The following is a 26,112-nucleotide window of genomic DNA, read 5'->3' as shown; positions in this document are numbered from 1 at the left end:
TATTTTTGTTAGATGATGGAAACCAGGTCACCATTCTTAGATACGATCTTTTTGCTCAGGAAAACTGAATGCATTACCCTTTTCTCAAACTTCCAGGAGATTTCTCCCAAAGAAGAAGCAGAGGCCGGGGATTATTTTGAGACAGAATTTGAAAAGGAAAGGCTTGAATTTTTATCTGGAAGAATGCCATGTGACAGAGCAGCAGCAGTGTGGGCAGGAAAAATACTGTATCACAGTGCTCAGCTTTATCTGATCAGAGAAAATACAGCAAAAAATATAGATCGCCTTATTTTCAGGTTTAAAGAAAAAAAAGATATCTCTTCTGTACTATCTGCGGATTTGTCTTTGAGATTCCTGCCACAGATCATTGTAGCATTGAATACACTGGATCCGGAAGATGTTTTGATTGGGATGCTTGAAGATATTCTGAGAGAATTTCATTATTCGGGAATAGGATATGATCTTGATTTGAAGGGTGTAAACTGGGAAGAAGAATTAAAAGACAGTACATACCGGAAATTGTATCTCGAAAGAATTCTTGAAAAAAGAGATTATAAACTGGCGGAAATTCCAACGATCAATAAAATGCTTATTGCAGAATTGGGAATGCATAAAGACGCATTCTGGAGAGAACTAAAAATAATAACTGAAGAAAACTAATGACTCAGAATATCAATAAACTTAATACAGTCCTTACCTACGTAAAAGATACTTTTGTAGGTAAAAATGATGTAGTAGATCTACTGGGAATCTGTCTTTTGGCGAGAGAAAATGCTTTTTTATATGGTCCTCCGGGAACTGCAAAATCAGCCATTGTCAGAACATTGTCCAAAACGGTAAAAGATGGGAAAAACTTTGAATATTTATTGACCCGTTTTACAGAACCCAATGAAATCTTCGGACCTTTTGATATCAGAAAATTAAAAGAAGGAGAGCTTCTTACCAATACAGAAGGAATGATGCCTGAAGCGTCCATGGTATTCCTGGATGAGATCTTCAATGCCAATTCCGCTATCCTGAACTCACTGTTGATGGCCCTTAATGAAAAAATATTCAAAAGAGGGAAAGAAACTAAACATTTACCGGCACTGATGTTTGTAGGTGCAAGTAATGTTCTTCCCGAAGATGAAGCATTAAATGCATTATTTGACCGTTTTCTGGTGAGAATCAACGTAGATTATGTAAATCCCGAATTATTACATCAGGTTCTTTTAGCCGGAAGAAAACTTGAAAATGAAGAAGAAACTGAAACTCCCGAAATTCAGGTACATGAGATCAGAGAGCTTCAGAATTTGTGTAAAACAATTGATCTTAGACCCATTTATGAAGTTTATCTGAATACTATTATAAATCTACGAAATACCGGAATTGCCATTTCAGACCGTAGAGCCGTGAAGCTTCAAAACCTGATTGCTGCAAGTGCCCTGATCTGTGGAAGAAATGAGGCCATTCTCTCCGATCTCTGGGTTCTGAAACATATTTGGGATACAGAAGAGCAGATTGAGATCCTGGAAGGAATCATCAACAGGACCATTGAAAAAGATGACCACCCCAATTCTCATCCACAGGCGATGCACAACAAAACGCCCAATCCGGAAGAAGTAATGAAGGATGTGAAGATCCTTACCGATAAATGGAATGGCGGAACACTGAGTTTTGAAGAACAGAATGTAATTAAAGATAAACTGAGATACCTCCAGACCCGTTGTGACTGGATCAGAAATCCCGAACAGAAAGAATATATCCGGCAAGAAATTGAAAGCTTATGGCAGAAGATCCTTCAAAGTGTATAAAAGAATTTTGGGCAGAACTTCCCAGAAGGGATGAAGATTTTCTGGGGTCAATCAGAGACTGGAAAAATGTACTGATTGCAGTGGACGATGAAACGATTTGGCTCAAAGGTTTTACCGATGAACAGGTTATAGCTTCGAAAATTTATCAGTTTCCAGATTTTTTACTGTATGAGCTGCATGATGGTCTTTTATTCCGGAAAGATGCGTTGGTTCCAAGTAAAAAGATGCGCTCTGCTTTACTTTGGACGCCGATAGATAAGGCATTGCGCCTTACATTTCCGGCTTCTAATCAAAATTATTTCGGAATTAGTGAAAAAATTCAGATCCGCTTAAAAGAAAATAATGAAGAACAGCCGGTAATTGCTTTATTAAGCCGAATATCAGACATTAGTGAAAGCATAGCCGGAACAGCAAAATTTAAACTTGAACGAATAAACTGGACAATCATAGGAGATAAAGCACTGTTCTTAGGAACACCGTTATTAAGCCTTCCGGGAAAAACATATTGGACAAAAGATAAGCATCTTCTGCCTTCAGGTTTGGATTTTGAGTTTAAAAATATGAGTACATTTTTACAGCAGAAATATAATAAAGAATCAGACGGGTGGCTTTTATGGGATGAAAATGGAAATTATCTTTCCTTAAAGGATACTGATTTCCGTCAGTTGTCTGTCAGCTCATTCCGTCTTACTGAAAAATCAAAAGAATGGAATTAAAGGTATACTTCCAGTCCTATGAAAATTATTTCTGGGAATGGAAAACCGATGAAGATGTTCCCGGAGATTCCGGGTATCATGATCATAACCTGCTCTCTGTCCCGGGAGTGGGAGCCATTGCTTACAGACCCTATGTAATGGAAATCCTGAAAGAGCTGCAGCTGCAGGGATGGCCTCCGTTTGGAGCATTGCTTATGGTTTTATATGCCATGCAGGAAGGATATACCGATTTTGAAACTCCCTTAAAACGTACAGCTGACTTCTACAGTATGGGGAATTTTGAGTTTAATGCAGAAAGAGAAATTGAATTTCTTGAAAAAATAAAATCACTCCCCAAAACTTATAAACAGGGACAAAATAGAATTATACTTTTGCAGATTCTCTTTAAAGATGTACATCACAGGATCTCTTCTGTGAATGCAGAACTTAATCTGAATGCCTATTATAAAAGACCTCACGAACTGGCTTCAAGTGCAGAAAAAAAATATGCCGGACCATCTGTTTTGAATAGAGATTTAAAAGCATTGGATCTCAATGAGAAATTTCCTACCGTTCAGTCTATCATTGATGCAATGAAAGGACTTGTGGAGGAACCTGAACTGGATGATGAACTGGTACAGGAAGAAACAACCTCAGATACAGATAAAGACTTTATTAAGGAATTGGTGGAAGAGCCCAAAACATTTCAGGTAGGAAGCCTTATCAAAAGGATCTGGAGCGGACTGAAAATTCCGATGCGTCACCTTTCTCCGGGAGAGCAACCCATTGGAGGAATTTCTGATATGACTAATAAAGGCGACTTTCACAGAATGCTTCTTTCAGAATTTGCCAATGAAGATGAAATATTTATGAGCCGTGTGGCCAATAATGAAGCTCTTTATATACAAAGAGAAATTCCCCCTGAAGAAAATATTTTTGAGCGGGTAATCCTGATCGACACCTCCCTTAGAAATTGGGGAACCCCAAAAGTGTTGGCTTTTGCTTCAGCTTTGGCAATTATTAAACATCCCAAAGCCCACTCAGAATGCAGGGTTTTTGCCTTGGGACAAGATAGTGTTCCGATGTCGCTCAACAAGGTAGAAGAAGTTATTGAAAACCTTAATAAAGTGAGCCCCGTTCTTGAGGTTTCAGAGACACTGGAAAGTTTTTTTAGCGGACAGTATTCTGAAAAAGATATTGAAGTTTTTTTTATTACCCATCAGGAAAATATAAAAGATGAAAAGGTTCAGAGAGTAATCCATGAAAACAGAGAAAAACTCAAATTTCTGGTAACAACTACATCAGACGGAGAGATCAATTTTTATAAACATGATAAAGGAGCAAGAAAACATATTCAGAAAATAAAACTCCCTCTACAGGAATTATGGGCTAATCCGCCACGAAGAAAGCATGTGGCTGAAAATATCAACGGAAAAAAAACAGATCTTCCTCAAAATTATCCTATTTTATTTCCAATGCCTGTCAGCAAGATAGCTCAGTTTTTATATGAAGGGGAATTTTTTGTTTTAAGTTCCAAAAAGCATTTGCTGAAAACCTATCTGTCAGATAACTATTATGACAGACATTCTTATGACTATTATAAAACATTCCATGGCTGTGAGGTTTTATTTGAAAAGATCTCTGTAAAACCAAGAGGACAGTTTGCATTGGCAAAAAATAAACAGCAGCATTTTATCCTGTGTCAATATCAGGCCGATAAAAAATTAATTTCCAAGCTTAACATCAATACAAAAGAATATTCTGAGCAGAATCTCACCGGAATGAATATTGGAGATTCCTATGAACTGCTGTATTTTGGTAAAAGTTTTTATCTGTACCATTCTGCCAATCCAGTTCATTACAAAATAAATATTGATGGAAATGTTTCGCTGGAAGCTATTTCCGGCAAGGAAAAAGAAATAGAAAGAAACAAAGTGAAAGTTGAGGCGGAAGTAGCCAAACTCGATAGAAGCGGATTAAAAATTATCAATAGTTTTAATAAAATAGGAATTAATGAAAATCATAATCTCGTGATTTCAGATAATGAGCTTAGCAGTCTCTACGAAAATTCACTAAATCTTAGCAAAAACAAATCTGAAATTAAAATTTTTGCAGAGCAGAATAAAAATAAATTTACCTTTCCCGATGGAAGCGAAATTATTACAGATTCCCGGGGAATACTGACTTTTATAAGCAGTAATAAAAGAATTGAAGAGTTTTTTGTTCCCTCCACAGCATACGGATTTTTATCGTTGGCTACGTATACAGAATTTGGAGGTTCAGAATATTATCTTCCCGAACATGCCTTGTTGAAAGTGAAAACTATGGAAGAAATGTGTTCCCGGTTTTTAAAAGCATTTATAGAACAGATCTTGGATTATGGAGCTTAGAATTAAACCTTTTCCGAAAAACAGATATCCTAAAAAAGGGCTTTTAATTAAAGGCTCTTCACCTGTAGTATGGCTTCAGGAAATGGAGGTACTTGAGATCAACCTAAATCACGTTCAATCTTTTGCTATCCCATCAGATATTCCCAATATACTGTATGGGTGTTTTCTTATTTTTAACGATCAAATTCCACATGAGATTGGGCGAAATGCTTACTTTCAGTCGGTAAATGACAGGTTTTTTATACCTGAAAATACGACCTTTTATCCTAAGATTAATCCGGAAGACTGGGAACATCTGGATTCCCGGCTTATCATTATGCATCCAGAGTTTGGGTTGGTCAAACTATCGGAAGAAATCGATTGGATTACTTTAATTCAGGAACCTGACAAAATAAAGGAAATAATCAGAAAGCCATTAAATGGTGTTCATATTCCTCAGAACATTGAGAGCTATACTGTAGAAATGGATGATGAAAAAATCCTGGAAGCATTACAGCCAAAACAAACTGAAGAAGAATGGATGAAAAACCTGCCTTTTGATCTCAAAAAGGTAATGGCCGGAAATAAAAAAGAAATTGAAAAGTATTTAAAATATATTGAAAAATATCCTGAAAGAGCTATCGAGCTAGGAGTTCCTTTGGATATTATGGGGACTTCCAGAGGAGATGGTTTTGAAAAATTTACCTGGTTTGAAGGTTTATTTGGAAGCTCTGATGGAAAACCTGAAACTAAAAGGGTGAGAAACTCAAGACGGATTTTTTGGGCAGTATTGGTGATTGCTGTTATTTTAAGATTTGCATTGCCATCCGATAAAAATAAGAAAGAACAGGAAGAGACTGGCATTTCTTCAGGAAGTATTGTTACCGATGCAGTCAAAGCCCCTTCAGATATGGTGGCCTTTCAATCCGGAATCTCGGAAATAGATCAGAAAATTGATTCCATATATCAGGAAAAAAGGACAGCCTTATCTAAGGAAGTACGCGTGGCGAGTACAATGATAGCGGCCAAAGAGAAGGAAAGAGAACAGTACAGAAAAGCAGGAGGAAGAAGCCTTAATGAAATCAGCCCTGATATAGACAAGCTTGTTACCAAAGAAAAACAGAGCAGGGATTCTCTCAAAATAGTGTACACCAAGAAGATTAAAAAGCATATTGAAGAGAGAACAGAAAAACTGAAACGGAGGCTTTCAGATTCCCTGAAACAATATAGCAGAGGAGAACCTGTCAATGGAGATGTGGTAAAATACCTGGTAAAGAAGAAACAGGTCCTGATGGCAGATTCTTTAGGACGACTTTATGGTACCATAGATCTCATAGATGCTTCTTCAGCACCTGTTGGAAAATCTAAGGTAAAAGGAGTGGAAGCAGGAGGGAGTAAGCCGGAAGAAAAGGCTCCGGTTTCGGATATTCTTTATCTGATTATTTTTATGATTGGTGCGGTGGGAATCTATCTCTTTATTTTTAAGAAAAAAGCCTTACATCTCGGAGGTGATAATGTACCGGGCTGGATAAAATTTCTTTTAATTGCAATACTTATCACCATGTTGGTATACCTGTTTTATCCGTTAGTGAAAATGTTTGGTTATAACTGGTTTGTATGGGCCCTTATCATTTGTGTTATATTACTTCTTTACCGTCTGTTCAGGGAAGATAAAACCATTTTAAACACTGAAGATGATGAATAAACAGAAATTTATAGACAAATTCATGGCTGCCTTTGTCCTTTTAGTGATGTTTAAGGTGATCGGAATCGTAGCCCAGCTGTTTCATGAAAGTTTCTGGAGCGTGGTAGGTACTTTGGTGATTTTCTTAGTAGTGGCATTTATTATCCTTATTGTAATTGCTGCTTTAAAAGATAAAGAACGGAATGCACAAAACTCAGGAAAAAGAGGCGCAGGTGGAGGAAGCTTTTATCTGGAAAGCTCATTGTTTGACAGAATAAGAAGTAAATATGAAGAACTCGCTGAGAAATATATTGCAGAAAAAGAGTATAAAAAAGCAGCAAGAGTCTACATGAATTTACTTCAGGACAATTACAGAGGAGCAAAAACACTGGAAGATGGGGCATTTTACAATGAAGCTGCTGCGGTATATCTTAAGAAATTAAACAATAAATCTGATGCTGCCATCTGCTATGAAAAAGCAAAACAATACAAAAAGTCTATTGATCTTTACAAAGAGATGGAGCAGAAGGAGAAGGTAGGTGATCTTTATAAAAAAATCAATGACCTTGAAAACGCCCATACTTATTACCAAATGGTTGCTGATGACTATACAGCCAATAATCAGATGGTAAAGGCTTCTCTGGTCTATCGTAAAAAGATGGAAAATAGAGAAGAGGCACAAAAAGTATTGTTGAAAGGATGGGAAGAGGATAAAGATCCTTTCAACTGCCTGAATAACTATTTTGCCAATATCCATGATGTTCAGAAGCTGGAAACGGAAATTAGGAATTTATATGAAAAGACCCCGGATTATAAAAAGATGACCTACCTGGATGCGATGAAACATGAGTTCAGAAAAGATCCGAAATTACAAACAACAACCAGAAACATTGCTTATCAAATCATTGCCGAAAAAGTAGGAACACGTTCGGAAATTGTAAACGAACTGAAATATTTCAATCCCGATGATGAGGTGATCCTGAAAGATATCTCCAGATTTAAGACCGGAAGAAATAAGATGTTCAGACATTGAAAGTAAACGTTGCATTTAAAATCCATTAGAAAATAGTATGAATTTTAAAGTCAGTTGTAGCAAAAAAATGAGCGCTCAAAACAACTGTTTTATTACCCCATCCTGTGAAAATTATAAAATAATTACAAAAAAGATTTATCTTTGCCCCAGAAAATTATGACAATACAAAGAGCACATATCAATGCAGAACTATGCGGACGCCCATCTACAAAGGGGTTATTCGGATATGAATGGACAATATGGAATGAGGCAAAATGTGCTGACTTTGGAAATTATTTACTGTAAACCCGTAAAAATTTAATCAAAATACTGCAAAAACGCCTCGATTTTTCGAGGCGTTTTTTGTTTTTTAGGTCAGAAATTATTTAGAATGAAAAAAAATAACCATAAACATGAAAATTTAATAACTAACAATGAAACTTTAATACGATAAAATAGAGTGATAAGCAACCCGGTGAGAGACAGTCATTTAGGTAATTAAGATATCCGCAATATATTGCGGACAGGTATTCCTTATTCTTAAAACATAACATAATTCACTGATTTTCAATGAGTTGATTTGAATATTTATTTGCGGGTTTCAAAAAATCATATTTACTTTGCAACCGAAAATTGAAAGCAACAGGTTTTCAGAATTTCAAAAAATAATTTAAAAACAAACAAAAAATAAAATGAAACAATTACATAACATATTCAATCTGTATTCAAGAGTATTCGGACAAGAGCCGGTATCTCCTCTGTGTATTATTGATCGTGGAATTGTGGATAAAAGGTGCTTATATACGTGGGTCAGTGAATGATTTCTTACGTTAGAATATATAAAGCACCTCCCGAAAAGAGGTGCTTTTTTTATGGTTTCTTTAGCTTATTTGGTAAAGCGCCGGTCTGTGGAACCGGAGAACAGGGTTCGATCCCCGAAGACACCCAAAATGATCTCATAGCTCAAGTGGTTAGAGTATCGGTCTGATACACCGAAGGTTGAAGGTTCAAGTCCTTCTGAGATTACAAAAACGGTTCCGTAGCTCAACTGGATAGAGCATGGGTTTTCTAAACCCAGGGTTAGAGGTTCGACTCCTTTCGGAATCACAAAGATTCACGGAAAATTTCAGCTCCGACTGTCTCTCGGAAAAGAATTTTGAAGTGAATCTGTAAAACTGGAAAGATAACGGTGGTTGTTTACCCGTCTTGGACGCGGGAGGTCGCAAGTTCGAATCTTGCTTTCCAGACAAAAAAGTGAATAAGTCAATGGTAAATGTTGTTATATAAGTGAATTAAAATACAACCATAAAGAACACTGACTGTTCACATAGTAAAATGATTTCGTAGCTCAAGTGGTTAGAGTGTCGGTCTGATACACCGAAGGTTGAAGGTTCGAGTCCTTCCGGAATTACAAAAGATTTTGTAGCTCAATGGTAGAGCACCGGTTTGTTAAACCGGAAGTTGAAAGTTCGAGTCTTTCCAGAATCGCAGATAATAAAATGTTAATTGTTTCAGGAGAAAAGTAAAAGTTTGTCGAGAGCAGAAGATCTTTACGCCAAACACGAAAATTATAGACAAGCTTTTTCCTTCTCCCACAAACTGATTGACATTGATAAAAAAAGAAGAGTTTGTCGAGCGTAGAAGTTCTTATATCAAATAAAAAATAATGACAGGCTCTTGTTTTTAAATATCTAAACGAGATGATAGTGGTAAAAATCAATCCATTACCATTCATCATTTATCATCTGATGGTTCGCCGAAGTGGAAGAGTCGGGGCGGTCTGCAAAACCGTTGCATATGCTGAGTGGGTTTGAATCCCATAGCCATCTCAAATAACTAAAATGAGATTAGTTCAGGAGAAAATATAAAAGTTTGTCGAGCGTAGAAGTTCTTATATCAAACAAAAAAATAAAGACAAGCTTTATTTCCTCCCTTGGAAAACGGGACTCATTGCTAGTTACTCATGAAAATGGAAGTACGCCGAAGTTGGAGAGTCGGGGCAGACTGTAAATCTGTTGCTTCATTGCTGAGTAGGTTCGAATCCTACTACTTCCACAACCGCTGATAATGTAATGGCAGCATGCAGGAAATATACTCTTGTTGTTTAGGTTCGATTCCTGATCAGTTGGTTTTATTGCTCTATTCGTCTAATGGTGAGGACGCCTGCCTTTCGAGCAGAAAATAAGGGTTCGATCCCCTTATAGAGTACAGAATGTACATGAACTGGTCAATATTGAATGACAATAATACCATGAAAATTCAAGTTTGAAAATACATTTGGCCAGTCATCATGCACATGGAAATTAGGAAAAGAGAAAGGTTTGTCAAGCGCAGTTGATCTTTACAAATACTAACAGGCATAGTTTTTAAATAGACAGAGCTTTCTCAAACCTAAATAAGTAATGAATAATCATAGAAAAACAAATCATTACTAATAAAAAACTGCGGGAATGGTGGAATGGCAGACACACCTGATTTAGGATCAGGGTTTTAAGGGTTCGAGTCCCTTTTTCCGTACCAAAACATAAATGATAAGGAATGAGCAATGTGAAATTATCGATGACTCATTACCTATAAAAAGCCGGAAGAGTGGTGTACAAGGTGTGCACGTTAGTCTGAAAAACTAAAGGTACAGGTTCAATTCCTGTCTGTTCCACAAAACATGAATGATAAGTAATAAGCAATCATTACTACATGATTAGTTCTGGCATTGCTTATTACTCATAGCCTGATTCATAGTGTAATGGTTGAGCACACAAGATTTTGATTCTTGTAGTTTAGGTTCGAATCCTAATGAATTAACATCATCCACTCCGATATTGTAATGGTAGCATTTCAGTCTCCAAAACTGACAGTATTGGTTCGAGTCCAGTTCGGAGTGCAAAAAAATGAATAGTCAATCCGCATTGCGGTCAGTTTTTTAAATTCACTGTTGGCCATTCATCAATCAGTAATCATTTATTAATTATCAATAAACATATGTAGAAAAAATGGAAACGCAACAACAAACATGGCAGAATATGAACGGAAAGATTTTCCAACACTCTATCACACAGCTGGTAGAAGAAGCCATCATTCGCGAATTGGCAAACGGACATCGTCTGAAAGTATGTGTGGGATCAGATTCTCATGTATATGGGGAAGCCATCAATTATGCTACGGCAGTAGTATTTATTCGTGAAGGAAAAGGAGCGTTTACCTTTATTAGAAAAGAAAGAGAAATACAGAGTATCAGTATCAAAGAGAGAATGCTGAATGAAGTCAACAAATCTGTGGAAATTGCCTACACAATTTGTTCTGTATTGGATACCTATGGAGTAGAAATGGAGGTACACGCGGATATTAATACCGATCCTGATTTTAAATCCAATGTAGCATTAAAAGACGCGATGGGATATATTCTGGGAATGGGATATGTGTTCAAAGCAAAGCCTTTTGCTTTCGCAAGTTCCAACTGTGCTGATATGATGGTATAAGGAGATATTGTGATCATTTATTCATATGGTAAAAAGTAAATAAAAGAATCTTTAAAAATTAATAACCATGTTTTTCTTAGTTCAGTCTAATGCAAATTGGGAGCAGTAAGAAATGCAAGTTATAAAGATTAAATTATAGAAATGACAAAAAGATTATTATTTCTGGATGATATAAGGTTTCCTGTTGAAGCATATCATTATACCAAACAGGAAATTTCTCTCAGAAAAGACTGGCATATCGTTCGGAATTACGAACAGTTTGTCAATAGGATTTTGGAAAAAGGACTTCCGGAAATGATCTCTTTTGACCACGACCTTGCAGATGTAAGTTATCTGAAAACAGATTCCCCGGAAGGTGTTGAAAAAACAGGATATGAGTGCGCCAAATGGCTGATAGAATTTTGTATGGATAATTCTTTAGACTTACCCAAATTCTACTGCCACTCGATGAATCCTGTAGGAAAGGACAATATTATGAGCCTTTTAAAAAATTTTAAAACTATTAAAAACTAAAAAAAATGATTTTCAAAACATATAACTCTATAGAAAATGCTTACCAGGCCCGCGTGATCGAACAGATCAGGATGCAGGGTTTTGGAGATGAGGTTTTCATCGTACAGGAAAAAGTTCACGGTGCCAATTTCTCATTCTTTACCGACGGAAAGGAAATTAAGATCGCGAAGAGAACTGCTTTTATTGAAAAAGATGAAAAATTTTTCAATGCCCATCAGATTTTGGAACGTTACAGGAAAAATGTAATTAAAGTGTTTCAGAAAGTGAAAACTATTGATCCGAATGTTGAAACTATAGTGATCTATGGCGAATTGTTCGGTGGTGGCTACGAACATAAAGATGTAGAACCGGTAAAAGGTGCTGTAAAAGTGCAAAAAGGTATTGAGTATGCCCCTTACAACGAATTTTATGCTTTCGATATCAAATTAAACGGAGTCACTTATCTGGATACAGAAATGATCAATTCAATTTTTGAGGAAACGGGATTTTTCTATGCTAAGACCTTGTTTCAGGGTAGCCTGGAAGAAGCTTTGAGGTTCCCTAATGTTTTCAATTCTAAAATTCCAACCTGGTTAGGGTTACCGGAAATGAACAATATGTGTGAAGGAACTATTGTAAAGACTTTGAAAACGAAATATTTTGGAAACGGTGCAAGAGTCATTCTAAAAAATAAGAATGAAAAATGGATTGAAAAATCTAAAATGGTGAGAAAACAGGCTAAAACCGTTCAAAAACAAATCCATTTTAGTGAAACAGCTCAGAATATTTGGGAAGAAATACAAAGGTATGCAACAGTCAACAGGCTGAATAATGTAGTGAGCAAGATTGGTGAATTTGAACCTAAAATCATAGGGAAAGTTATCGGGCTTTTTGCTCAGGATATTTTGGAAGATTTTGAAAAAGACTTTCCGGCAGTCTTCACAACCATTGAAAAAGAAGAGCAGAAAAGAATCAACAAAAAGTTGAATGCATTAGTCATTGATTTTATCAAAGAAGAATTGATGACCGTTAAAGTTTAGTTTCGGTATTTTTTACCGGAACTTTTTTATGTATAAAACCTAAACCACAAAAGAAGGTAAGCATTTAGTTATTTTTTAGTCACGATGAATCGTTTGAGAAGAACACCTATGTTATTTTGAAAATACTTGATTTTCATAATACATCCAGTTGGTCATTCCGTAGGAATCTCAACAGCAAATAAAGAAGATCAGATGACTATTTATTGTGAAGTCCTTTGGTGGTTAAACAACAATTAAAAAAAATGAAACCTAATATATTTTTTACCGCAGACCATCATTTTGGTCACGAAAATATTATAAAATTTTCCGAAAGACCTTTTGAGTCTTTGGAACATATGAATGAAGAACTGATTAAAAGATGGAATGAGAAAATCGGACCCGGGGATACCGTGTACCATTTGGGAGATATCAGTTTAGGAAAACCTGATTTTACTAAAGAAATTTTAGACAGGCTGAATGGTAATATCCATTTAATAAAAGGAAATCATGAAGGGGCAGCATTGACTTACCCCAAACGGTTTGCTTCGATAAGGGATTACCATGAGCTTAAGGTTGATGAACCCGAGAACGGTAATGGAAAACAGAAAATTATTCTCTTTCATTACGCCATGCGCACCTGGAACGGATCCCATCGTGGAATCTGGCAATTATACGGGCACTCACACGGAACATTACCGGATGATGAAATGGCGTTGAGCTTTGATGTAGGGGTAGACTGTCATGATTTCTATCCGGTTTCCTATGAGGAAGTTAAAGAAATAATGAAAAAGAAAAAATGGACACCTCCATTTGGACCGAGAGAATAATGAGTGAGTTATAGAGCAGGAGAATTTTTGCCCCAAAAGCTAAACGTAAGGTTAGGTATTTAAATTTCCCAACCTCTTGAATCTTGAATCTTGACTCTTGGCTCTTGACTCTTCGCTCTTAACCCTCTAATTAAAACATTTTAAAAAAATTAAACAAGTGAAAACAACAGAAAATATATTAATTGTAGACCTGGAAGCAACGTGCTGGGACAACCGCCCGCCCAGAGGTCAGGAAAGTGAGATCATCGAAATCGGGGTTTGTATTATGAATGCAAAGACTGGAAAGATCTCCAAAAATGAAGGTATTTTGGTGAAGCCGCAATACTCGAAAGTAAGTCCTTTTTGTACGGAACTTACAACCCTTACCCAGAACATGCTGGATAACGAAGGAATCATGCTGGAAGATGCATTTGACATCCTGAGAGCAGAGTACGATTCTGAAGAATTGACATGGGCCAGCTATGGAAACTATGACCTGAATATGCTTAAAGATCAGGCACAGAGATTTTATCTGGATTATCCCATGGAGATGACCATATGAATGTGAAAACCTTATTCGGAGAGATTCATCCTACCATAAGAAAAAGTGTAGGGATGAACAGGGCTCTAGGTGAATTGGGACTTACATTGGAAGGAACCCATCACCGGGGAGTTGATGATGCCAGGAATATTGCAAAGATTCTGCACTGGTGCCTGAAAAACTATTAAAATGCAGTCGTCAGCTAAACGCTATGATCCTATGGACTCCCTTGAAAAAGGGAGTTTTTTTATGGCTACTATTGCGAATCGCTTTTTATGATTTAACTTTGATTAAAACTTTTTATTCATTGGAGGCACTCGTCGAATTACTCGAACATACAAACAGAAGCGTATTTTTGACAGGCAAAGCAGGAACAGGGAAGACGACCTTCCTCAACGATTTTGTGAAAAAAACGCGTAAAAAGCATATCATTGTGGCACCAACGGGTATTGCTGCAATAAATGCCGGTGGCGTAACAATTCATTCGCTGTTTGCTATTCCGTCACGAACGTTTGTGCCCACCACAGAACACATTGATCCTAACCTGGCAATGAATATCAATGAGCTCTTTCCTCATTTCAAATACAGAAAAGACAAACTGGATCTTTTCCGCGAGATCGAACTGATTATTATTGATGAAGTATCCATGTTAAGAGCAGATCTTCTGGATATGATGGATCATTCTCTGAGACGGGTCAGAAGAAATCAGTTACCATTTGGAGGAACGCAGCTTCTGTTAATAGGGGACTTATACCAGCTGCCTCCGGTAGTAAGAGATGATGCGGCCCAAATTTTATCCAAATTCTATGAAACACCGTTTTTCTTTTCTGCCAAAGCATTACAGAAAGTATCTTTGGTGACCGTAGAGCTCATGAAAGTTTACCGTCAGCAGGACGAAGAATTTCTCGATATTCTTAACGCAGTCCGGCATGCAGATATTAGCAGTCAAAAGCTTGATCAGTTGAATAGTCGGTACAAACCGGAATTTGAACCTGACAATGAATCCTATATCCACCTGTGTTCACACAATCGTATTGCAGATCATATTAACCAGAAAAAACTGGCTGAGCTCACTGAGGATTCCCACTTGTATAAGGCTACGGTGATTGGTGATTTTAAAGAATCCCAATATCCGAATGAGGAAACTCTGGAGTTAAAAGAAGGAGCCCAGATTATGTTCATAAGAAATGATTCATCACCTGCTAAGAAATTCTATAACGGTAAACTTGCAGAAATCTCTTATTTGGATGATGAGACTGTAAAAGCCATATTACATGAAACCAAAGAAGAAATAACGCTGACGCAGGAGGTCTGGGAACATAAAAAATACAGCCTTGATGCTGACAAGAATATCAAAACAGAAGTCCTGGGTAGTTTTGAACAGTATCCTGTACGTCTGGCATGGGCTGTTACCATTCATAAAAGCCAGGGACTGACATTTGATCGTGTGATTATTGATGCCGGAAAATCTTTTGCCAGTGGTCAGGTATATGTAGCATTAAGCCGTTGTCGTACACTGGATGGAATTGTTCTGAAATCTGAAATTCCGCAGAAAGCAATCTATAAAGATCCCAGGATTGAAGATTTTCAGACTGCTACCGATGCTACTGATATTCTGAAGGAGCTCCTTGAACAGGAAAAATATGATCATACGCTGCATAAAGTTCAGATGACCGTAGATGCAGGATGGTTAAAAGATGCAGTAATGGTCTGGACAAATACTGCATTATCAGCAGACATTCCGGATCAGAAAAGATGGGAAGTGTTGTCAAAGAATTGTAAAGCAGAAAGTGAAAAACTTTTTAAAATATCTGAAAGATTTAAAAGGGTCATTCAGCAAATGGCCAAAAGCTTTACAGCAGGAAATAGTCAATGGTCCGAAATTGAAGATAAATGTAAAGGCGCGGTAACCTTTTTTTATAAAAGTGTGGCTGAAGATTTTTTGCTGCCTTTAAAAGATTTTTACTCAGAAACGATAGGTACTAAAGGTTTAAAAGCTTATAATGAAGAAACTAAGATATTCCTTGCTGACCTTGCAGACTATATCGACAGGCTGAAAGCATGTTATTTGCTGGATGTTGCTTTATTTGATGAAGTCAATGAAATGGATACTTCTATACTTGTTGTAAAAAAGCCCACGCATCTTATTACATTCCAATTATTTGATGAGGGAATGCCTCCTTTTGAAATTGCCGAAAAAAGAAATCTCAGCCTGCCAACAGTCTACAGGCATCTGGCAAAAATGGGTTTAACAGAAGTGGAAAGAACTTTTAAAATGTAATCCATTTTCTCGAGGTAATCAACGATATCTTTTCCGCAGTGCTGCTGAAAAACAGGATCATTTTTTAACCCATTTTTTAGAATGTAGAATAAGGTTGAAATGAAACAAACAAACCTAAGGTTTAATTTAAGGAGGGGAGTGAATTCCTGAGCCCCTTGTAAACATATATCTTAAATAGGGGATTTTAGTTTAATATGTAAAATATGTGGTACAACGGCTTTTATTAACTTAATATTTTGTTAAAAAAATCACTTTTATGGGATAATTTACTGCGTGTCTGGCATTTTTTGTTATTTTAGCCGCCAAGAATGAATTTATGCTTATTGAGGAGGGGTTTAAAGCCATATATTTAGACTATAAAATTAAGGAGATTGTTCCTTTTCTGAAGAAGCTTACACCGAAAGACAAAAAAGAAATTGCCGCTCTTTTAAAGAAATTTATAAATAAAGAATGGGGGCACAATAGTATTTCTGTGTTGGCGGCTTTGGCGTGCTGTAAAACCAAAAATGAATATGAAAAAGTAAGCCCGGGATATTATTCTATGCCGGTAGCACTTATTGATGAGTTATTGGAATCTTATGTTCCCGAATGGCTGGGGGAAAGCTATTCATTTTTACGGGAAGTTGGATATTTAAAAATGCTGGAATGGGAGCAGAAAGGTTATCTTACCGTGAATGATGAAATAGGTGCATCCCTGCTTACATCATCACTTTCAGAAGATGAATTATCTATCTATCCGGTTACCCTGGAGTCACATATCTGGCTTTTATTTGAATATGAAAGCAGTGTTACGGAACGTTATGGTGATAGAAACTGGAAGGATCTGTTAAAAAATCTTGTTGAGCAAAATAAAATTGACCGGAACAGGGTGCTAAAATCAGCTCTGCAGGCTATTCACTTTAATTTTTCCAAAGAATATAACGCCTGGTACCTGGAGCTTTTTGCCTATCTTGAGCCTACAGATAAAGAAATTTTGAGATTACAGGAAGAGCTGTTTCTTGTCTTTCATTCTACACAACAGTCATTGTTCTCCGGAATACTAAAGATTTTAAATCCTGTTATTACGGAAAAAGATTTTAAAACAGAAGCATTTTTAGATGCTGTAGAACCTTTGTTGACACTCTCTACAAAGAATGTTTTAAATGGAGTATTGCTGGCATTGGAAAAGATTGCCAAAAGCAATGAAAAATTCAGAGAAAAGATAGGTGTTCTTTTGATGCCTGTATTTTTAAATAAAGATAAAACGATACAGACGAAAGGAGCCAAAATTATTGCTAAATATGGTAACCCGGAATCTCATACTATAAAAGAAGAACTCAAGTATTATAAAGAGAATTTTCTTTCAGATACCCACACATTATTAGGTCAGTTTCTGATTGACGAAGAAAAACCTGAACATCAGGAAGGGCAGAATTTTGTAAGTGGTTTGTGGTATGAACCACAGCCTATAGCTTCTGTAGAAACGATAGAAGATTTTATATTTTTGGCTTCCCGGGTGTTCAATAACAAAGAAACTTATCATATCGATCAGTTTCTGGCAACGTTGATGAGGCTTAATCACGAACTTGAAGATGATCATTTTAATAAGCTTGAGCCCGCATTTAAAGCAGCCTATAAATTAAAAGGAACATCGGGGCTACACCATTTATTAGCTACATTTTTCATCAATTATGGCTTGCTGAAGCAAAAGAAAGCTTCTGATATTCTGCTGGAAGCCCGGTTAGAATTTCCCCGATTGGAAAATTGGGGTGAAAAAAGAACTCCTTTAATTTTCAAGGCCTATCAACAGTTTTTTTTAGATATTTTCGAATCTTTAAAAGAAGGAAAGAAGTTTCCGCTTCTTTCAGTTCCGGATCATACCCCCTGCTGGATTTCTGCTTTTACACTGATTGATAAAATAAAGATATACCAGGATCAGCATGAGCAGCCTATAGCTTTCGACCTTCAAATGGCTGTCCTTCGGGTGAAAAAAGAAAACCTGAAACAAGCTGAACAATATGCAAAAGAACTGCTAAATGCAGAATATTTTAATTTTCTGAAACCTGTTTTCAACCCGGATTACTTTACAGACAGGTATGAGAATGCCTATCTTGAAGGTGATTTTGATTGGAAACTAAGCAGCAGAAAAGTCTATAAATGGAATAATACGGAGGAAATTCCTCAATTATTGGTAAGTATTGAAAACCGGAAAGAAATTCCGGAAGATTCAACTCTTTTAGATTATTTATTCAATTCTTATCATGGCGTTTATCATGATGACCTGACTTGTATTCTATATACAGCTCCTTATTTTTCAGGCTCTGTTTTCGCAAAAAAATATAATGAGACTTTATCCAATGCTGTTTATCAGTATGATATTAAAGGAAATATAAAATTCCTTGATGCATGGATGAAGCTGAATTTACCTTTTCAGCCTATACATTATGTATTTCTATCTGCCGGCTTGCTGAATAAAGATAGAACATTCTCTGGTATGGCTTTTGAAGTACTGATAAATAGGGCGTTTTCAAAGGATTTTGATGCCCGGGAACTAGGAATGTTAATCGGTGAAAATATCAATTTTGAATTGGCTCCGGTTAAAAGACTGACAGACGGACTGGCTGGATGTATCAATTTGAGTTCCAGACATAATCAGCTTTTTGAGAAACTGCTGATCTCCACCCTTACAGCCATTGAAAAACCTGTTTTTAATCTGAAAAAAATCCTTGAGCTTTATTATGAACTACTAAACCTGAACCAATCCGAAGCATACGAAGCTATTGCTGATAAGCTCCAGGATTGGGAAAGAGAAAATAACCTGAAAAAAATTATTCATCAAATTAAAACACATGAAAGAAAGACTTTATGAGATCCTTAATGAGGGAAAAATACATGAGATCGTACCTTTTTTGAAACAACTTTCTGTTGACGAAAGAAAAGCACTCGTACCGACGATAAAAAAAATGGACAGGGAGATCAATAAGATCGTCATGACTAAAAACTCCTACCATACTGCCGGTTCTGTAGATCAGCATTCTATTGTAGATATTGCATCACTTGCCTGTATGGATCAGAAAAATTTTGGAAAAAACTACTGGAGTCTTTTCCGGAATATAGAGCAGACTGAGAAAATACTGGAGTGGGGATGCCCGGACTGGTTTTCAGACTTTATCAATGAATCTGTAGAGGCAGAATCTACAACATTTAATTATCAGAACGTTTTGGAATGGGCTGAGAAAGGATATATACACCCTAAACCTGAGCTGTTGGGGTATCATCTGTGCAATTATCCGAAGAACCTGGATAAACATCCTGAAACATTGAAAACCCATTTCTGGTATTTGTGTGAATATCCTTCTAAATCATTACCATTCCATAAAGAATGGTTTCCTATCATTCAAAAGCTGGTTGCAGAAAAGAAAATTGACAGAAAAAGATTTTTGAGAGAATGCCTGCTGGCTTCCAATAGAAACTTTAATAAAAATGTTACCGGTTGGTTTATGGATGTATTTACTGCATTAAAACCAACAGATGAGGAGCTTGTGGAGCTTCAGAATGAATTATTGGCAGGATTAACGTCTGCCCAATCCAAAGCAATCAATACCATATTGATACATTTGAAAAAAATAATTCAGAATCCTGAATTTAAAATAGATGAATTTTCCCATTATCTGCCTAATTTATTAAGTTCTGAAGTCAAAACCGTAGTGGCCTCCAGCCTTATCCTCACGGAAAAAATTTTCCAGAGAAGAAGAGTTAACCCGGAGATGTTGGGAATAGCTTTAAGCACGGCATTTGTAAGTAAGGATGACGGAATACAGTCTAAAGCATCAAAGATTATTATAAAATATATTCCTGTTTCTGAAAATATAAAAGAAGCCCTTTCTCATTATTCAGATAATATACTGACTAATATACGTCCTGTTTTGGCAAAGTATATTGAAGATACACAGCAACAAGAGCTGGAGGATATTACGACTGAGAAATTAGCATTAATTACCAAAGAAAACAGGGTTGAAGAACCTAAAAGCTTTGAAGATTTAATGTTCCTTCTTCCGTTGGCAATAGAAAATCCGGAAAGCTATTATTATGATATTGCGTTGGCCGGGCTCATCCGTTTTGGTGATGAAGTGAATACAGAATCTGTAATATTAATAGAACCTGTATTTCTGAAAGCCTGTAAAACAATTGCGAAATGGGAGGTTCCCTATTTTAATGTGATCCTCTGCAACCTGGTTATTAATTATGGATTAAGCTTATTGAAGAAATTCCCATTAGAACTGAAAAACCTGGAGAAAATATATGCTAAGACGCGTGAAAATGAGGCGTCAAGAGAATCCTATTCAAGTTATTATAAAAAAATAGGCCCAATAGAAGGGGTTGGTGTAGGAGGTCTTGCTATGAACGTATTCAAGGAAATTGCCATGGATGCTTATCATAAAATCCAATCAGGTGATAAGACCCCATTGCTGTCTACCATAACCCATGCTCCTTGCTGGATTTCTCCGGTGAAGTTGGTAGAAAGATTTGAAAGCTACCAAAATAAAAATATTGAGCCCAATCCGCTGGATGTGCAGCTGGCTTTACAACGATGTGCATTAGACCATGTTTCTGAAGCAGTGTCACTGGCTGAGAAAAATCTGAAAGGAGAATATAAAGATCTCCTGTTGTTCCTGTTTGGAAAACATAAAAGCCCTAAAGGAAAATTTGAACATCCTGCATGGTGGGTGACCGCTGGAATCACAAGATCTCAGGACGTTGCTTTTGACGAGTTTAAAGATTTTGGCTATGAAAATATCCCTCAGGAGTTTTTTTCCGGAATTTATGAATGGAAGACAATAGACAGTAATAAGAATTCATATTACCCTGTTGAGCTCAATATAAGTATTCCAAAATACCGTTTTGAAAAGAGAAAGGATCAGCTGCTTATGGAGTATTTTATTGCGGAGCAAAAGGATTTTTCTGAAATTCCTGCTTTTATGTGGAGTTTCCCCAATGCCCAGGCCAATATTCTTGCCAGAGTGATTAAAATATGTCTGTTCTATTCGGGATTGGCAGAAGTATATGAAAGAAATCTGGTTCTGAATACTGCCAAGGCCCTTTATCAGATTAAAAAGCCTTTGGATGAAATGGGATATCTCTTTTTGGGAACTATTTTCCTGGATGGCGATAAAACAATCAGGGGGATTGCTGCCGAAATATGGTTGGAACATGTTTCCCATCAAATGATCAACAATGCACGGTTAGGAAAAGTGATCGGCTTGCATGAAAAACTGGAATGGGCGCCTGTTAAAAGGCTTACTGATCTTATGCAGCATCATATGCTGAATGTCAGTAAAAATCATAATCATGCACTGGAAGAATTAATATCAAATATATTACTTCAAATGGAAGAACCTGTCACTAATTTGAAAAAATTACTGGAGGTTTATCACGAAGTCTTAGCTTTAAACCAGTCGGAAGCTAATGGAGATGTACAACAAAAATTAAACGACTGGAAAGAAAACTCAAGCCTGAAAAAAATCTGCAATCTTCTTCTTAAAAAATAAATTTATGGAAGATACGCTTATTTACAACTATTCCAGATCATCATCTTTGGTAAAAAAGGGAGCGCTGGAAGAACTGTTTCTTGCAAAATATAGCGAGATTCAGAAGAATACTGATGTCCCCTGTTTTTTCTGGGGCAATGTGAGACAGCCATTTATCCTGGCCCGATGCCTGATTAGTCTTTCAAATATTGTAAAGTCGAGCTTTAATCTTTCTCCATTTCAAATGGCCTTGCTTAAAGATCCGATTGTGACTGCAGGGAATGAAAGGTTACGTTTTGAAGGATTTTCGCACTGTGCAGGAGTGTATGCACGTATAGATGTTCTGCCTGATGGATTGGATGGAGAATTTCTGGAAAGTGGTACTACAAATGTAGATTTTAACCAACCTATGATTAATGCTTTAGGAAGCATTCGTCCCAACGAGAGTATTGTACTTTCGGTAGGCGAAAAAGAAGTGGGCCTGTATAAAGAAGAAACAAAAGTAGTGGAGAGGAAAGTTCCTCTGCCTTTAAAATGGATCAATGGATTGGGAACCGTTCAGGTTTACTTATCCAAATCAGAAAGGCTGCATACATTCAATAAAATTCAGACACAGCAGCTGTTCAGAGGAATGCCGAAAGGAGTAGTGAAATCAGACTATTACCTTATTGTAAGAGGAAATAAACCCATGTTTTCTCCTGTGAAATCTATGGATGCAGTTTGTGTGGGAGGTATTCACAGGCTTCGTCTGCTGGAACCTCTTCTTCCTTATATAGATCATATGAAGGTTTTTGCCCATCCCAATATGCAGTCTACTACATGGCAGCTTTATATGGGGAATATAAAATTCAGTTTTTCTTTATCAAGAGAAAGCTGGCGTGGATTTTCCGGAGAAGGTGCTGTATTAGACAATTTAATTAATGATGTTGCTGATGAGTGGATAGATGCATTGGATAAATATGCTTATGCCAATCAATCTTTTAACACAACAGTTCTGGCATTGGAAGAAAATGTCAGCCTGAAAAAGGTTGCTGATCTTACAGGTAGGCTGGCAGCAATGGGAATATTGGGCTATGATTTGGATGATAATGGATTTTTCTACCGGAAACTGCCGTTTAAACTGAGTCGTATTGTAGGGTTAAATCCCCGTCTGAAGAATGCTGAAAAACTAATTGAAGAAGGAAAGGTTGAAATTTTACATCATACTCAAGAAAGAACTGAAGCCAGAGTAGAAGGAACAGGTGTTCATCATACGGTAATTATTGAAGATAAAAAAGAACGCTGTACCTGCGAATGGTTCAGTAAATACCAGGGGGAGAGAGGCCCCTGTAAACATGTTCTGGCAGTGAAAAAGATTGTGAATAAGACCGATTAAGGTTTAATATATAGTTCCGGCAAGCCCTTTGGGCTTGCCGGAATCCGTTAGGATAACGGTAACATTCAATATCTATTTATTTTTTATTTCTAAACACTATAATTATCATCGCAAGGAGAGGGGCTAATGAAAATGTTCCGTATAATACTAAGGATGCATTTTGGGTACCTTCAAAACCTCCGGGATTTGTGATGCCTCCAATATTTGACACGAGACCTGCCAATGCAGCTCCAAAAGCTGTGGCGATGAGCTGTACTGTAGTTACTGAAGTTGAAGTCAGTTCCTCTTCTCCCTTAGGAGCTAAAGAGAATACTTTGGTTAATAAATGGGGCCAGCCGGCTCCGATTCCCATGCCTATGGCAAACAGGAAAATACAGGTTAAAACAAGCTTTGTAGATGTTGAGGTGATATCCATAGGAAATGAAATGATAGTGAGCCCGGCTAGACCTATAAGCATGAGGGTGCATCCGGAGAGAATCAGCTTGTTGGAAAAATCAGCCTTCACCCCCGAAAATAATATAGAAGAGAGAGTCCAGCCGATAGCGATAAGTACGGTAAGGTATCCAGACTGTATTGGTGAGAATCCATTAAGTACCTGAGCAAAGTAAGGGACAAAAATTTCAATGGAGGTTGCAATTGTCAAAAGGAACATAACAGCATATACTTTTCCTAAAGAGGAAGAGAGGCTATAAGAACCGGAAGGAAGAAGACGGACTTCTGAATTTTTATTTTCTCTGATCTTTACCATATACAGGAAAAATAAGGCAAGAACTACTCCGGCAATATTGACTGAACTATTCTCAAAAATACTTCCGGCCGAAACAGAAAAAGAAGCAAGAACAAGCATTAAAAGTTTCAAAAAAGGAATGGAAGGAATCTCCTTTGCACTTTTTGTATTAGGAAGAATAAGGGAAGAGATGATCAGTATAACCAGGCAAATAATCAAAAGGACCCCAAACGCCCATCGCCATTCATTTTGTTCCGCAAAAATCCCCCCTATAAACGGCCCTGAAAAAGCTGCAATACCCCACATTCCTGAAATGAGTGCCATAGCACGGGGCCATAAATTTTCCGAGAATACAATTCTGATCATGGCATATGACAATGCAAACAACAATCCTCCACCAAGTCCCTGTATAAACCTACCTAGTAGTAAAATAGGCATTGATGAAGCCAGGGAGCAGACTAAGGTTCCCACTGAAAAAACCAGAATGGCCAGCTGATAAGATTTTCTGGGCCCCAGCTTTGATATCCGGTTAGCAGAAATAACAGAGCCAATAACGGAAGCTACTACAAATAGAGTAGTATTCCATGCGTAATATTCTAATCCTCCAATTTCTTTTATAATGGAAGGCATCACTGTTGTAGCAAGATAAACATTGGTAGCGTGAAGCATAACCCCCAATGCCAAGGTGACGGCTTTTATTCCGTTTCCATTAGAAAATAAAGCATACCAGGAGGTATTTTCTATAGCTGTTGATCGATTGTTTGTACCCTTCATATGATGTGATAATATAAGAGTACAAATTTCAGGACTAAGCCAAAGAAAGGCAATATCTAAACTGCGGTTTATCTGTCACATTTTACGGTTGACAACGATATGTATTAGGATTACTTCCGGTATTGTTTTTAAAAAAACGGGTGAAATAGGAAGGACTTTCGAATCCCAAAATATAGGCACATTCCTTGACAGAGCAAGTTGTATGCTTTAATAAATATTGACTTTCCAGCAACAGCCTTTCATGGATAAGTTGTAATGCCGTATATCCGGTTTCTATCTTGATGACTTCTGTGAGGTGTTTGGCCGTGATCCCTAAAAAAGAAGAATAATCTGCCACTGTTTTCCAATGGGTAAAATTTTTGTCAACCAGTTTTTTGAACTCATAAGTGATCTGATAATTACGATTCATATTTTTTTTGAAGCCTAGCAAACAGAATTCGCAAGCCCTGTTGTACTCATATAATATTTCTAATGTGATCAGACGCACGAGATCCAGATGATAAGCTGACTGCTCTGTCAGTTCATTCCTGATGGATCTGAATTTTTCCAGCACACGGGGGAAAGAATCATCCAGAGCATAAACAGGAGGATAGTCGGTATTCAGTTCTAAAAGTTCATCTACAATCCCTTCCCGTACAAAAGTTTTATTGAGAAATGATTGATCAAAATGTAATTGAATAACTTCCAGATCAACTGAAGGATTTTCGGTAGAAAAAATTTTACCGGGTGAAAGAATAGAAATCATATTCGGGCCAAGCTCAAAACTATGATGCCCGATTTTGACCAGTGTGTTTCCTTTCAAGCATAATAAAACCACATAATAATTGTTTTTTTGCGGAATAGCTGCCAGAAAACGGTTGGTATCCTGGGTATAAAGGATTTCAGGATTCATATGGGATTTATTGAAGATTGATCCATTCTTCATAGGTAAGTACTCCCAGCTCTGGTTTTCCTTCACCCTCCAGAATTGAAATAAACTCAAGTTGGTTGCCATCCGGATCATTAAAATAAATGGCCAGAGCCGGCATCCATGCAAAAACCATTGGCTGAACGGTGCCGTTCTTTAAAAAATTATAAGGTTGTAAATTCTTAGTTTCTAAAAATTTCACAGAGTAATTCAGGATATCTTCTTTATGGCTCGTAAATGCAAAATGTCTGGTTTGAAGATTCTCTTTTTGCTCCCATAATCCCAACATAGATTTCTTGTCCTCTCCAATCCACAAAAAGGCAATAGGCCTTGTCTCATCTCTGTGTGCTAATTGTAATCCTAATACTTTTGTATAAAACGCTACTGCTTTTTCCAAATCGCTTACCTGAACATGTGTTTCATATAATCCTGTAATCATAGTTCTAATTTTTAATCATCACAAAGCTAGACAACCGATACTTAAAAAGCTGGTATCTGTGATTTTTTAACGTGAAATGAATGATAGACGGTTTTTATAATGTATAATGTATAATGTATAATGTATAATGTATAATGTATAATGTATAATGTATAATGTATAATGTAAAATGTATAATGTATAATGTATAATGTATAATGTATAATGTATAATGT

General features: G+C 36.8%; 20 protein-coding genes and 13 tRNA genes. 30 read left to right on the top strand and 3 right to left on the bottom strand.

All coding sequences use genetic code 11. The features are described from left to right. The first annotated feature begins 12 nt into the window (after window positions 1-12). From DRF57_RS08900 to DRF57_RS08775, 30 genes are all read left to right on the top strand, one after another. Window positions 13-660: a hypothetical protein gene (locus DRF57_RS08900; RefSeq protein WP_228450353.1), complete on the top strand. Its 648-nt coding sequence runs from the start codon at window positions 13-15 to the stop codon at window positions 658-660. Continuing rightward, a complete protein-coding gene (locus DRF57_RS08895) occupies window positions 660-1,793 on the top strand; it encodes an AAA family ATPase (RefSeq protein WP_047489439.1) in 1,134 nt (377 codons plus the stop codon). Before DRF57_RS08900 ends, DRF57_RS08895 begins: the two co-directional genes overlap by 1 nt. Next, window positions 1,766-2,509, top strand: coding sequence for a hypothetical protein (locus DRF57_RS08890; RefSeq protein WP_115918065.1), 744 nt, complete (start codon window positions 1,766-1,768; stop codon window positions 2,507-2,509). The genes DRF57_RS08895 and DRF57_RS08890 overlap by 28 nt, the downstream gene beginning before the upstream one ends. Next, window positions 2,500-4,878 carry a hypothetical protein gene (locus tag DRF57_RS08885; protein WP_115918063.1) on the top strand — a complete coding sequence of 793 codons (2,379 nt, stop codon included), beginning with the start codon at window positions 2,500-2,502 and terminating at the stop codon, window positions 4,876-4,878. Before DRF57_RS08890 ends, DRF57_RS08885 begins: the two co-directional genes overlap by 10 nt. Continuing rightward, window positions 4,868-6,562, top strand: coding sequence for an APC family permease (locus tag DRF57_RS08880; RefSeq protein WP_115918061.1), 1,695 nt, complete (start codon window positions 4,868-4,870; stop codon window positions 6,560-6,562). The genes DRF57_RS08885 and DRF57_RS08880 overlap by 11 nt, the downstream gene beginning before the upstream one ends. Next, a complete protein-coding gene (locus DRF57_RS08875) occupies window positions 6,552-7,574 on the top strand; it encodes a soluble NSF attachment family protein (RefSeq protein ID WP_228450351.1) in 1,023 nt (340 codons plus the stop codon). The genes DRF57_RS08880 and DRF57_RS08875 overlap by 11 nt, the downstream gene beginning before the upstream one ends. A gap of 156 nt (window positions 7,575-7,730) precedes the next feature. Beyond that, the gene (locus tag DRF57_RS08870) at window positions 7,731-7,859 is read left to right on the top strand and encodes a penicillin-binding protein (RefSeq protein WP_167449355.1); all 129 of its coding nucleotides are present in this window, start codon (window positions 7,731-7,733) and stop codon (window positions 7,857-7,859) included. A gap of 568 nt (window positions 7,860-8,427) precedes the next feature. Next, window positions 8,428-8,500, top strand: a tRNA-His gene (locus DRF57_RS08865). Window positions 8,501-8,505: 5 nt separating this feature from the next. After that, window positions 8,506-8,579, top strand: a tRNA-Ile gene (locus DRF57_RS08860). Window positions 8,580-8,586: 7 nt separating this feature from the next. Continuing rightward, a tRNA-Arg gene (locus DRF57_RS08855) sits at window positions 8,587-8,660 on the top strand. Between the two features lie 68 nt (window positions 8,661-8,728). Continuing rightward, a tRNA-Pro gene (locus DRF57_RS23595) sits at window positions 8,729-8,800 on the top strand. Window positions 8,801-8,890: 90 nt separating this feature from the next. Then, a tRNA-Ile gene (locus DRF57_RS08850) sits at window positions 8,891-8,964 on the top strand. A gap of 5 nt (window positions 8,965-8,969) precedes the next feature. Next, window positions 8,970-9,041, top strand: a tRNA-Asn gene (locus tag DRF57_RS08845). A 259-nt stretch (window positions 9,042-9,300) separates the two neighbouring features. Continuing rightward, window positions 9,301-9,382: transfer RNA gene (locus tag DRF57_RS23590), tRNA-Cys, on the top strand. Window positions 9,383-9,524: 142 nt separating this feature from the next. Further along, a tRNA-Tyr gene (locus DRF57_RS23585) sits at window positions 9,525-9,608 on the top strand. A gap of 81 nt (window positions 9,609-9,689) precedes the next feature. After that, a tRNA-Glu gene (locus tag DRF57_RS08840) sits at window positions 9,690-9,761 on the top strand. 236 nt (window positions 9,762-9,997) lie between these two features. After that, window positions 9,998-10,073, top strand: a tRNA-Leu gene (locus DRF57_RS08835). 63 nt (window positions 10,074-10,136) lie between these two features. Next, window positions 10,137-10,209: transfer RNA gene (locus DRF57_RS08830), tRNA-Phe, on the top strand. 73 nt (window positions 10,210-10,282) lie between these two features. After that, window positions 10,283-10,355 (top strand) — tRNA-Gln (locus DRF57_RS08825). 8 nt (window positions 10,356-10,363) lie between these two features. Then, a tRNA-Trp gene (locus tag DRF57_RS08820) sits at window positions 10,364-10,434 on the top strand. A gap of 109 nt (window positions 10,435-10,543) precedes the next feature. Continuing rightward, window positions 10,544-11,029, top strand: a complete 486-nt coding sequence (locus tag DRF57_RS08815; RefSeq protein ID WP_047489429.1) for a ribonuclease H-like YkuK family protein — start codon at window positions 10,544-10,546, stop codon at window positions 11,027-11,029. 141 nt (window positions 11,030-11,170) lie between these two features. After that, window positions 11,171-11,542, top strand: coding sequence for a cyclic-phosphate processing receiver domain-containing protein (locus DRF57_RS08810; RefSeq protein WP_307724823.1), 372 nt, complete (start codon window positions 11,171-11,173; stop codon window positions 11,540-11,542). A 5-nt stretch (window positions 11,543-11,547) separates the two neighbouring features. After that, window positions 11,548-12,561, top strand: a complete 1,014-nt coding sequence (locus tag DRF57_RS08805; protein WP_115918055.1) for an RNA ligase, Rnl2 family — start codon at window positions 11,548-11,550, stop codon at window positions 12,559-12,561. 242 nt (window positions 12,562-12,803) lie between these two features. Further along, a complete protein-coding gene (locus DRF57_RS08800) occupies window positions 12,804-13,367 on the top strand; it encodes a metallophosphoesterase (protein WP_084086766.1) in 564 nt (187 codons plus the stop codon). 157 nt (window positions 13,368-13,524) lie between these two features. Beyond that, window positions 13,525-13,908: a 3'-5' exonuclease gene (locus tag DRF57_RS08795; protein WP_307724822.1), complete on the top strand. Its 384-nt coding sequence runs from the start codon at window positions 13,525-13,527 to the stop codon at window positions 13,906-13,908. Between the two features lie 2 nt (window positions 13,909-13,910). Further along, window positions 13,911-14,075, top strand: coding sequence for a 3'-5' exonuclease family protein (locus tag DRF57_RS24185; RefSeq protein ID WP_307724821.1), 165 nt, complete (start codon window positions 13,911-13,913; stop codon window positions 14,073-14,075). A 119-nt stretch (window positions 14,076-14,194) separates the two neighbouring features. Continuing rightward, window positions 14,195-16,168 carry an AAA family ATPase gene (locus DRF57_RS08790; RefSeq protein ID WP_228450349.1) on the top strand — a complete coding sequence of 658 codons (1,974 nt, stop codon included), beginning with the start codon at window positions 14,195-14,197 and terminating at the stop codon, window positions 16,166-16,168. Between the two features lie 316 nt (window positions 16,169-16,484). Continuing rightward, the gene (locus DRF57_RS08785; RefSeq protein WP_115918053.1) at window positions 16,485-19,016 is read left to right on the top strand and encodes a DUF6493 family protein; all 2,532 of its coding nucleotides are present in this window, start codon (window positions 16,485-16,487) and stop codon (window positions 19,014-19,016) included. Then, window positions 18,997-21,696, top strand: coding sequence for a DUF6493 family protein (locus tag DRF57_RS08780; RefSeq protein WP_115918051.1), 2,700 nt, complete (start codon window positions 18,997-18,999; stop codon window positions 21,694-21,696). The genes DRF57_RS08785 and DRF57_RS08780 overlap by 20 nt, the downstream gene beginning before the upstream one ends. A 4-nt stretch (window positions 21,697-21,700) precedes the next feature. Beyond that, window positions 21,701-23,050 (top strand): SWIM zinc finger family protein, encoded by a 1,350-nt coding sequence (locus DRF57_RS08775; protein WP_115918049.1) that lies wholly within the window; start codon window positions 21,701-21,703, stop codon window positions 23,048-23,050. Window positions 23,051-23,126: 76 nt separating this feature from the next. Here the strand turns inward: DRF57_RS08775 and DRF57_RS08770 are convergent, their stop codons facing one another. From DRF57_RS08770 to DRF57_RS08760, 3 genes are all read right to left on the bottom strand, one after another. After that, window positions 23,127-24,551: an MFS transporter gene (locus DRF57_RS08770; RefSeq protein WP_115918047.1), complete on the bottom strand. Its 1,425-nt coding sequence runs from the start codon at window positions 24,549-24,551 to the stop codon at window positions 23,127-23,129. Window positions 24,552-24,633: 82 nt separating this feature from the next. After that, entirely contained in the window at window positions 24,634-25,443 is an 810-nt protein-coding gene (locus DRF57_RS08765; RefSeq protein ID WP_115918045.1) for a helix-turn-helix domain-containing protein, read from the bottom strand. A 7-nt stretch (window positions 25,444-25,450) separates the two neighbouring features. Then, window positions 25,451-25,897, bottom strand: a complete 447-nt coding sequence (locus DRF57_RS08760) for a VOC family protein (protein ID WP_115918043.1) — start codon at window positions 25,895-25,897, stop codon at window positions 25,451-25,453. Window positions 25,898-26,112: the final 215 nt, after the last annotated feature.

Origin of the sequence: Chryseobacterium rhizosphaerae (genome assembly GCF_003385455.1) — a bacterium.
Taxonomy (GTDB): Bacteria; Bacteroidota; Bacteroidia; order Flavobacteriales; family Weeksellaceae; genus Chryseobacterium; species Chryseobacterium rhizosphaerae.
Note: the sequence above shows the minus strand (reverse complement) of the source record. Positions and strands in the feature narration are given on the sequence as shown.

What these genes read in the sequence shown, in the direction of transcription:
- DRF57_RS08900 (WP_228450353.1), top strand. Translation starts at nt 13, where the DNA reads ATGATGGAAACCAGGTCACCATTCTTAGATACGATCTTTTTGCTCAGG.
- DRF57_RS08895 (WP_047489439.1), top strand. Translation starts at nt 660, where the DNA reads ATGACTCAGAATATCAATAAACTTAATACAGTCCTTACCTACGTAAAA.
- DRF57_RS08890 (WP_115918065.1), top strand. Translation starts at nt 1,766, where the DNA reads ATGGCAGAAGATCCTTCAAAGTGTATAAAAGAATTTTGGGCAGAACTT.
- DRF57_RS08885 (WP_115918063.1), top strand. Translation starts at nt 2,500, where the DNA reads ATGGAATTAAAGGTATACTTCCAGTCCTATGAAAATTATTTCTGGGAA.
- DRF57_RS08880 (WP_115918061.1), top strand. Translation starts at nt 4,868, where the DNA reads ATGGAGCTTAGAATTAAACCTTTTCCGAAAAACAGATATCCTAAAAAA.
- DRF57_RS08875 (WP_228450351.1), top strand. Translation starts at nt 6,552, where the DNA reads ATGATGAATAAACAGAAATTTATAGACAAATTCATGGCTGCCTTTGTC.
- DRF57_RS08870 (WP_167449355.1), top strand. Translation starts at nt 7,731, where the DNA reads ATGACAATACAAAGAGCACATATCAATGCAGAACTATGCGGACGCCCA.
- DRF57_RS08815 (WP_047489429.1), top strand. Translation starts at nt 10,544, where the DNA reads ATGGAAACGCAACAACAAACATGGCAGAATATGAACGGAAAGATTTTC.
- DRF57_RS08810 (WP_307724823.1), top strand. Translation starts at nt 11,171, where the DNA reads ATGACAAAAAGATTATTATTTCTGGATGATATAAGGTTTCCTGTTGAA.
- DRF57_RS08805 (WP_115918055.1), top strand. Translation starts at nt 11,548, where the DNA reads ATGATTTTCAAAACATATAACTCTATAGAAAATGCTTACCAGGCCCGC.
- DRF57_RS08800 (WP_084086766.1), top strand. Translation starts at nt 12,804, where the DNA reads ATGAAACCTAATATATTTTTTACCGCAGACCATCATTTTGGTCACGAA.
- DRF57_RS08785 (WP_115918053.1), top strand. Translation starts at nt 16,485, where the DNA reads ATGCTTATTGAGGAGGGGTTTAAAGCCATATATTTAGACTATAAAATT.
- DRF57_RS08780 (WP_115918051.1), top strand. Translation starts at nt 18,997, where the DNA reads ATGAAAGAAAGACTTTATGAGATCCTTAATGAGGGAAAAATACATGAG.
- DRF57_RS08775 (WP_115918049.1), top strand. Translation starts at nt 21,701, where the DNA reads ATGGAAGATACGCTTATTTACAACTATTCCAGATCATCATCTTTGGTA.
- DRF57_RS08770 (WP_115918047.1), bottom strand. Translation starts at nt 24,551, where the DNA reads ATGAAGGGTACAAACAATCGATCAACAGCTATAGAAAATACCTCCTGG.
- DRF57_RS08765 (WP_115918045.1), bottom strand. Translation starts at nt 25,443, where the DNA reads ATGAATCCTGAAATCCTTTATACCCAGGATACCAACCGTTTTCTGGCA.
- DRF57_RS08760 (WP_115918043.1), bottom strand. Translation starts at nt 25,897, where the DNA reads ATGATTACAGGATTATATGAAACACATGTTCAGGTAAGCGATTTGGAA.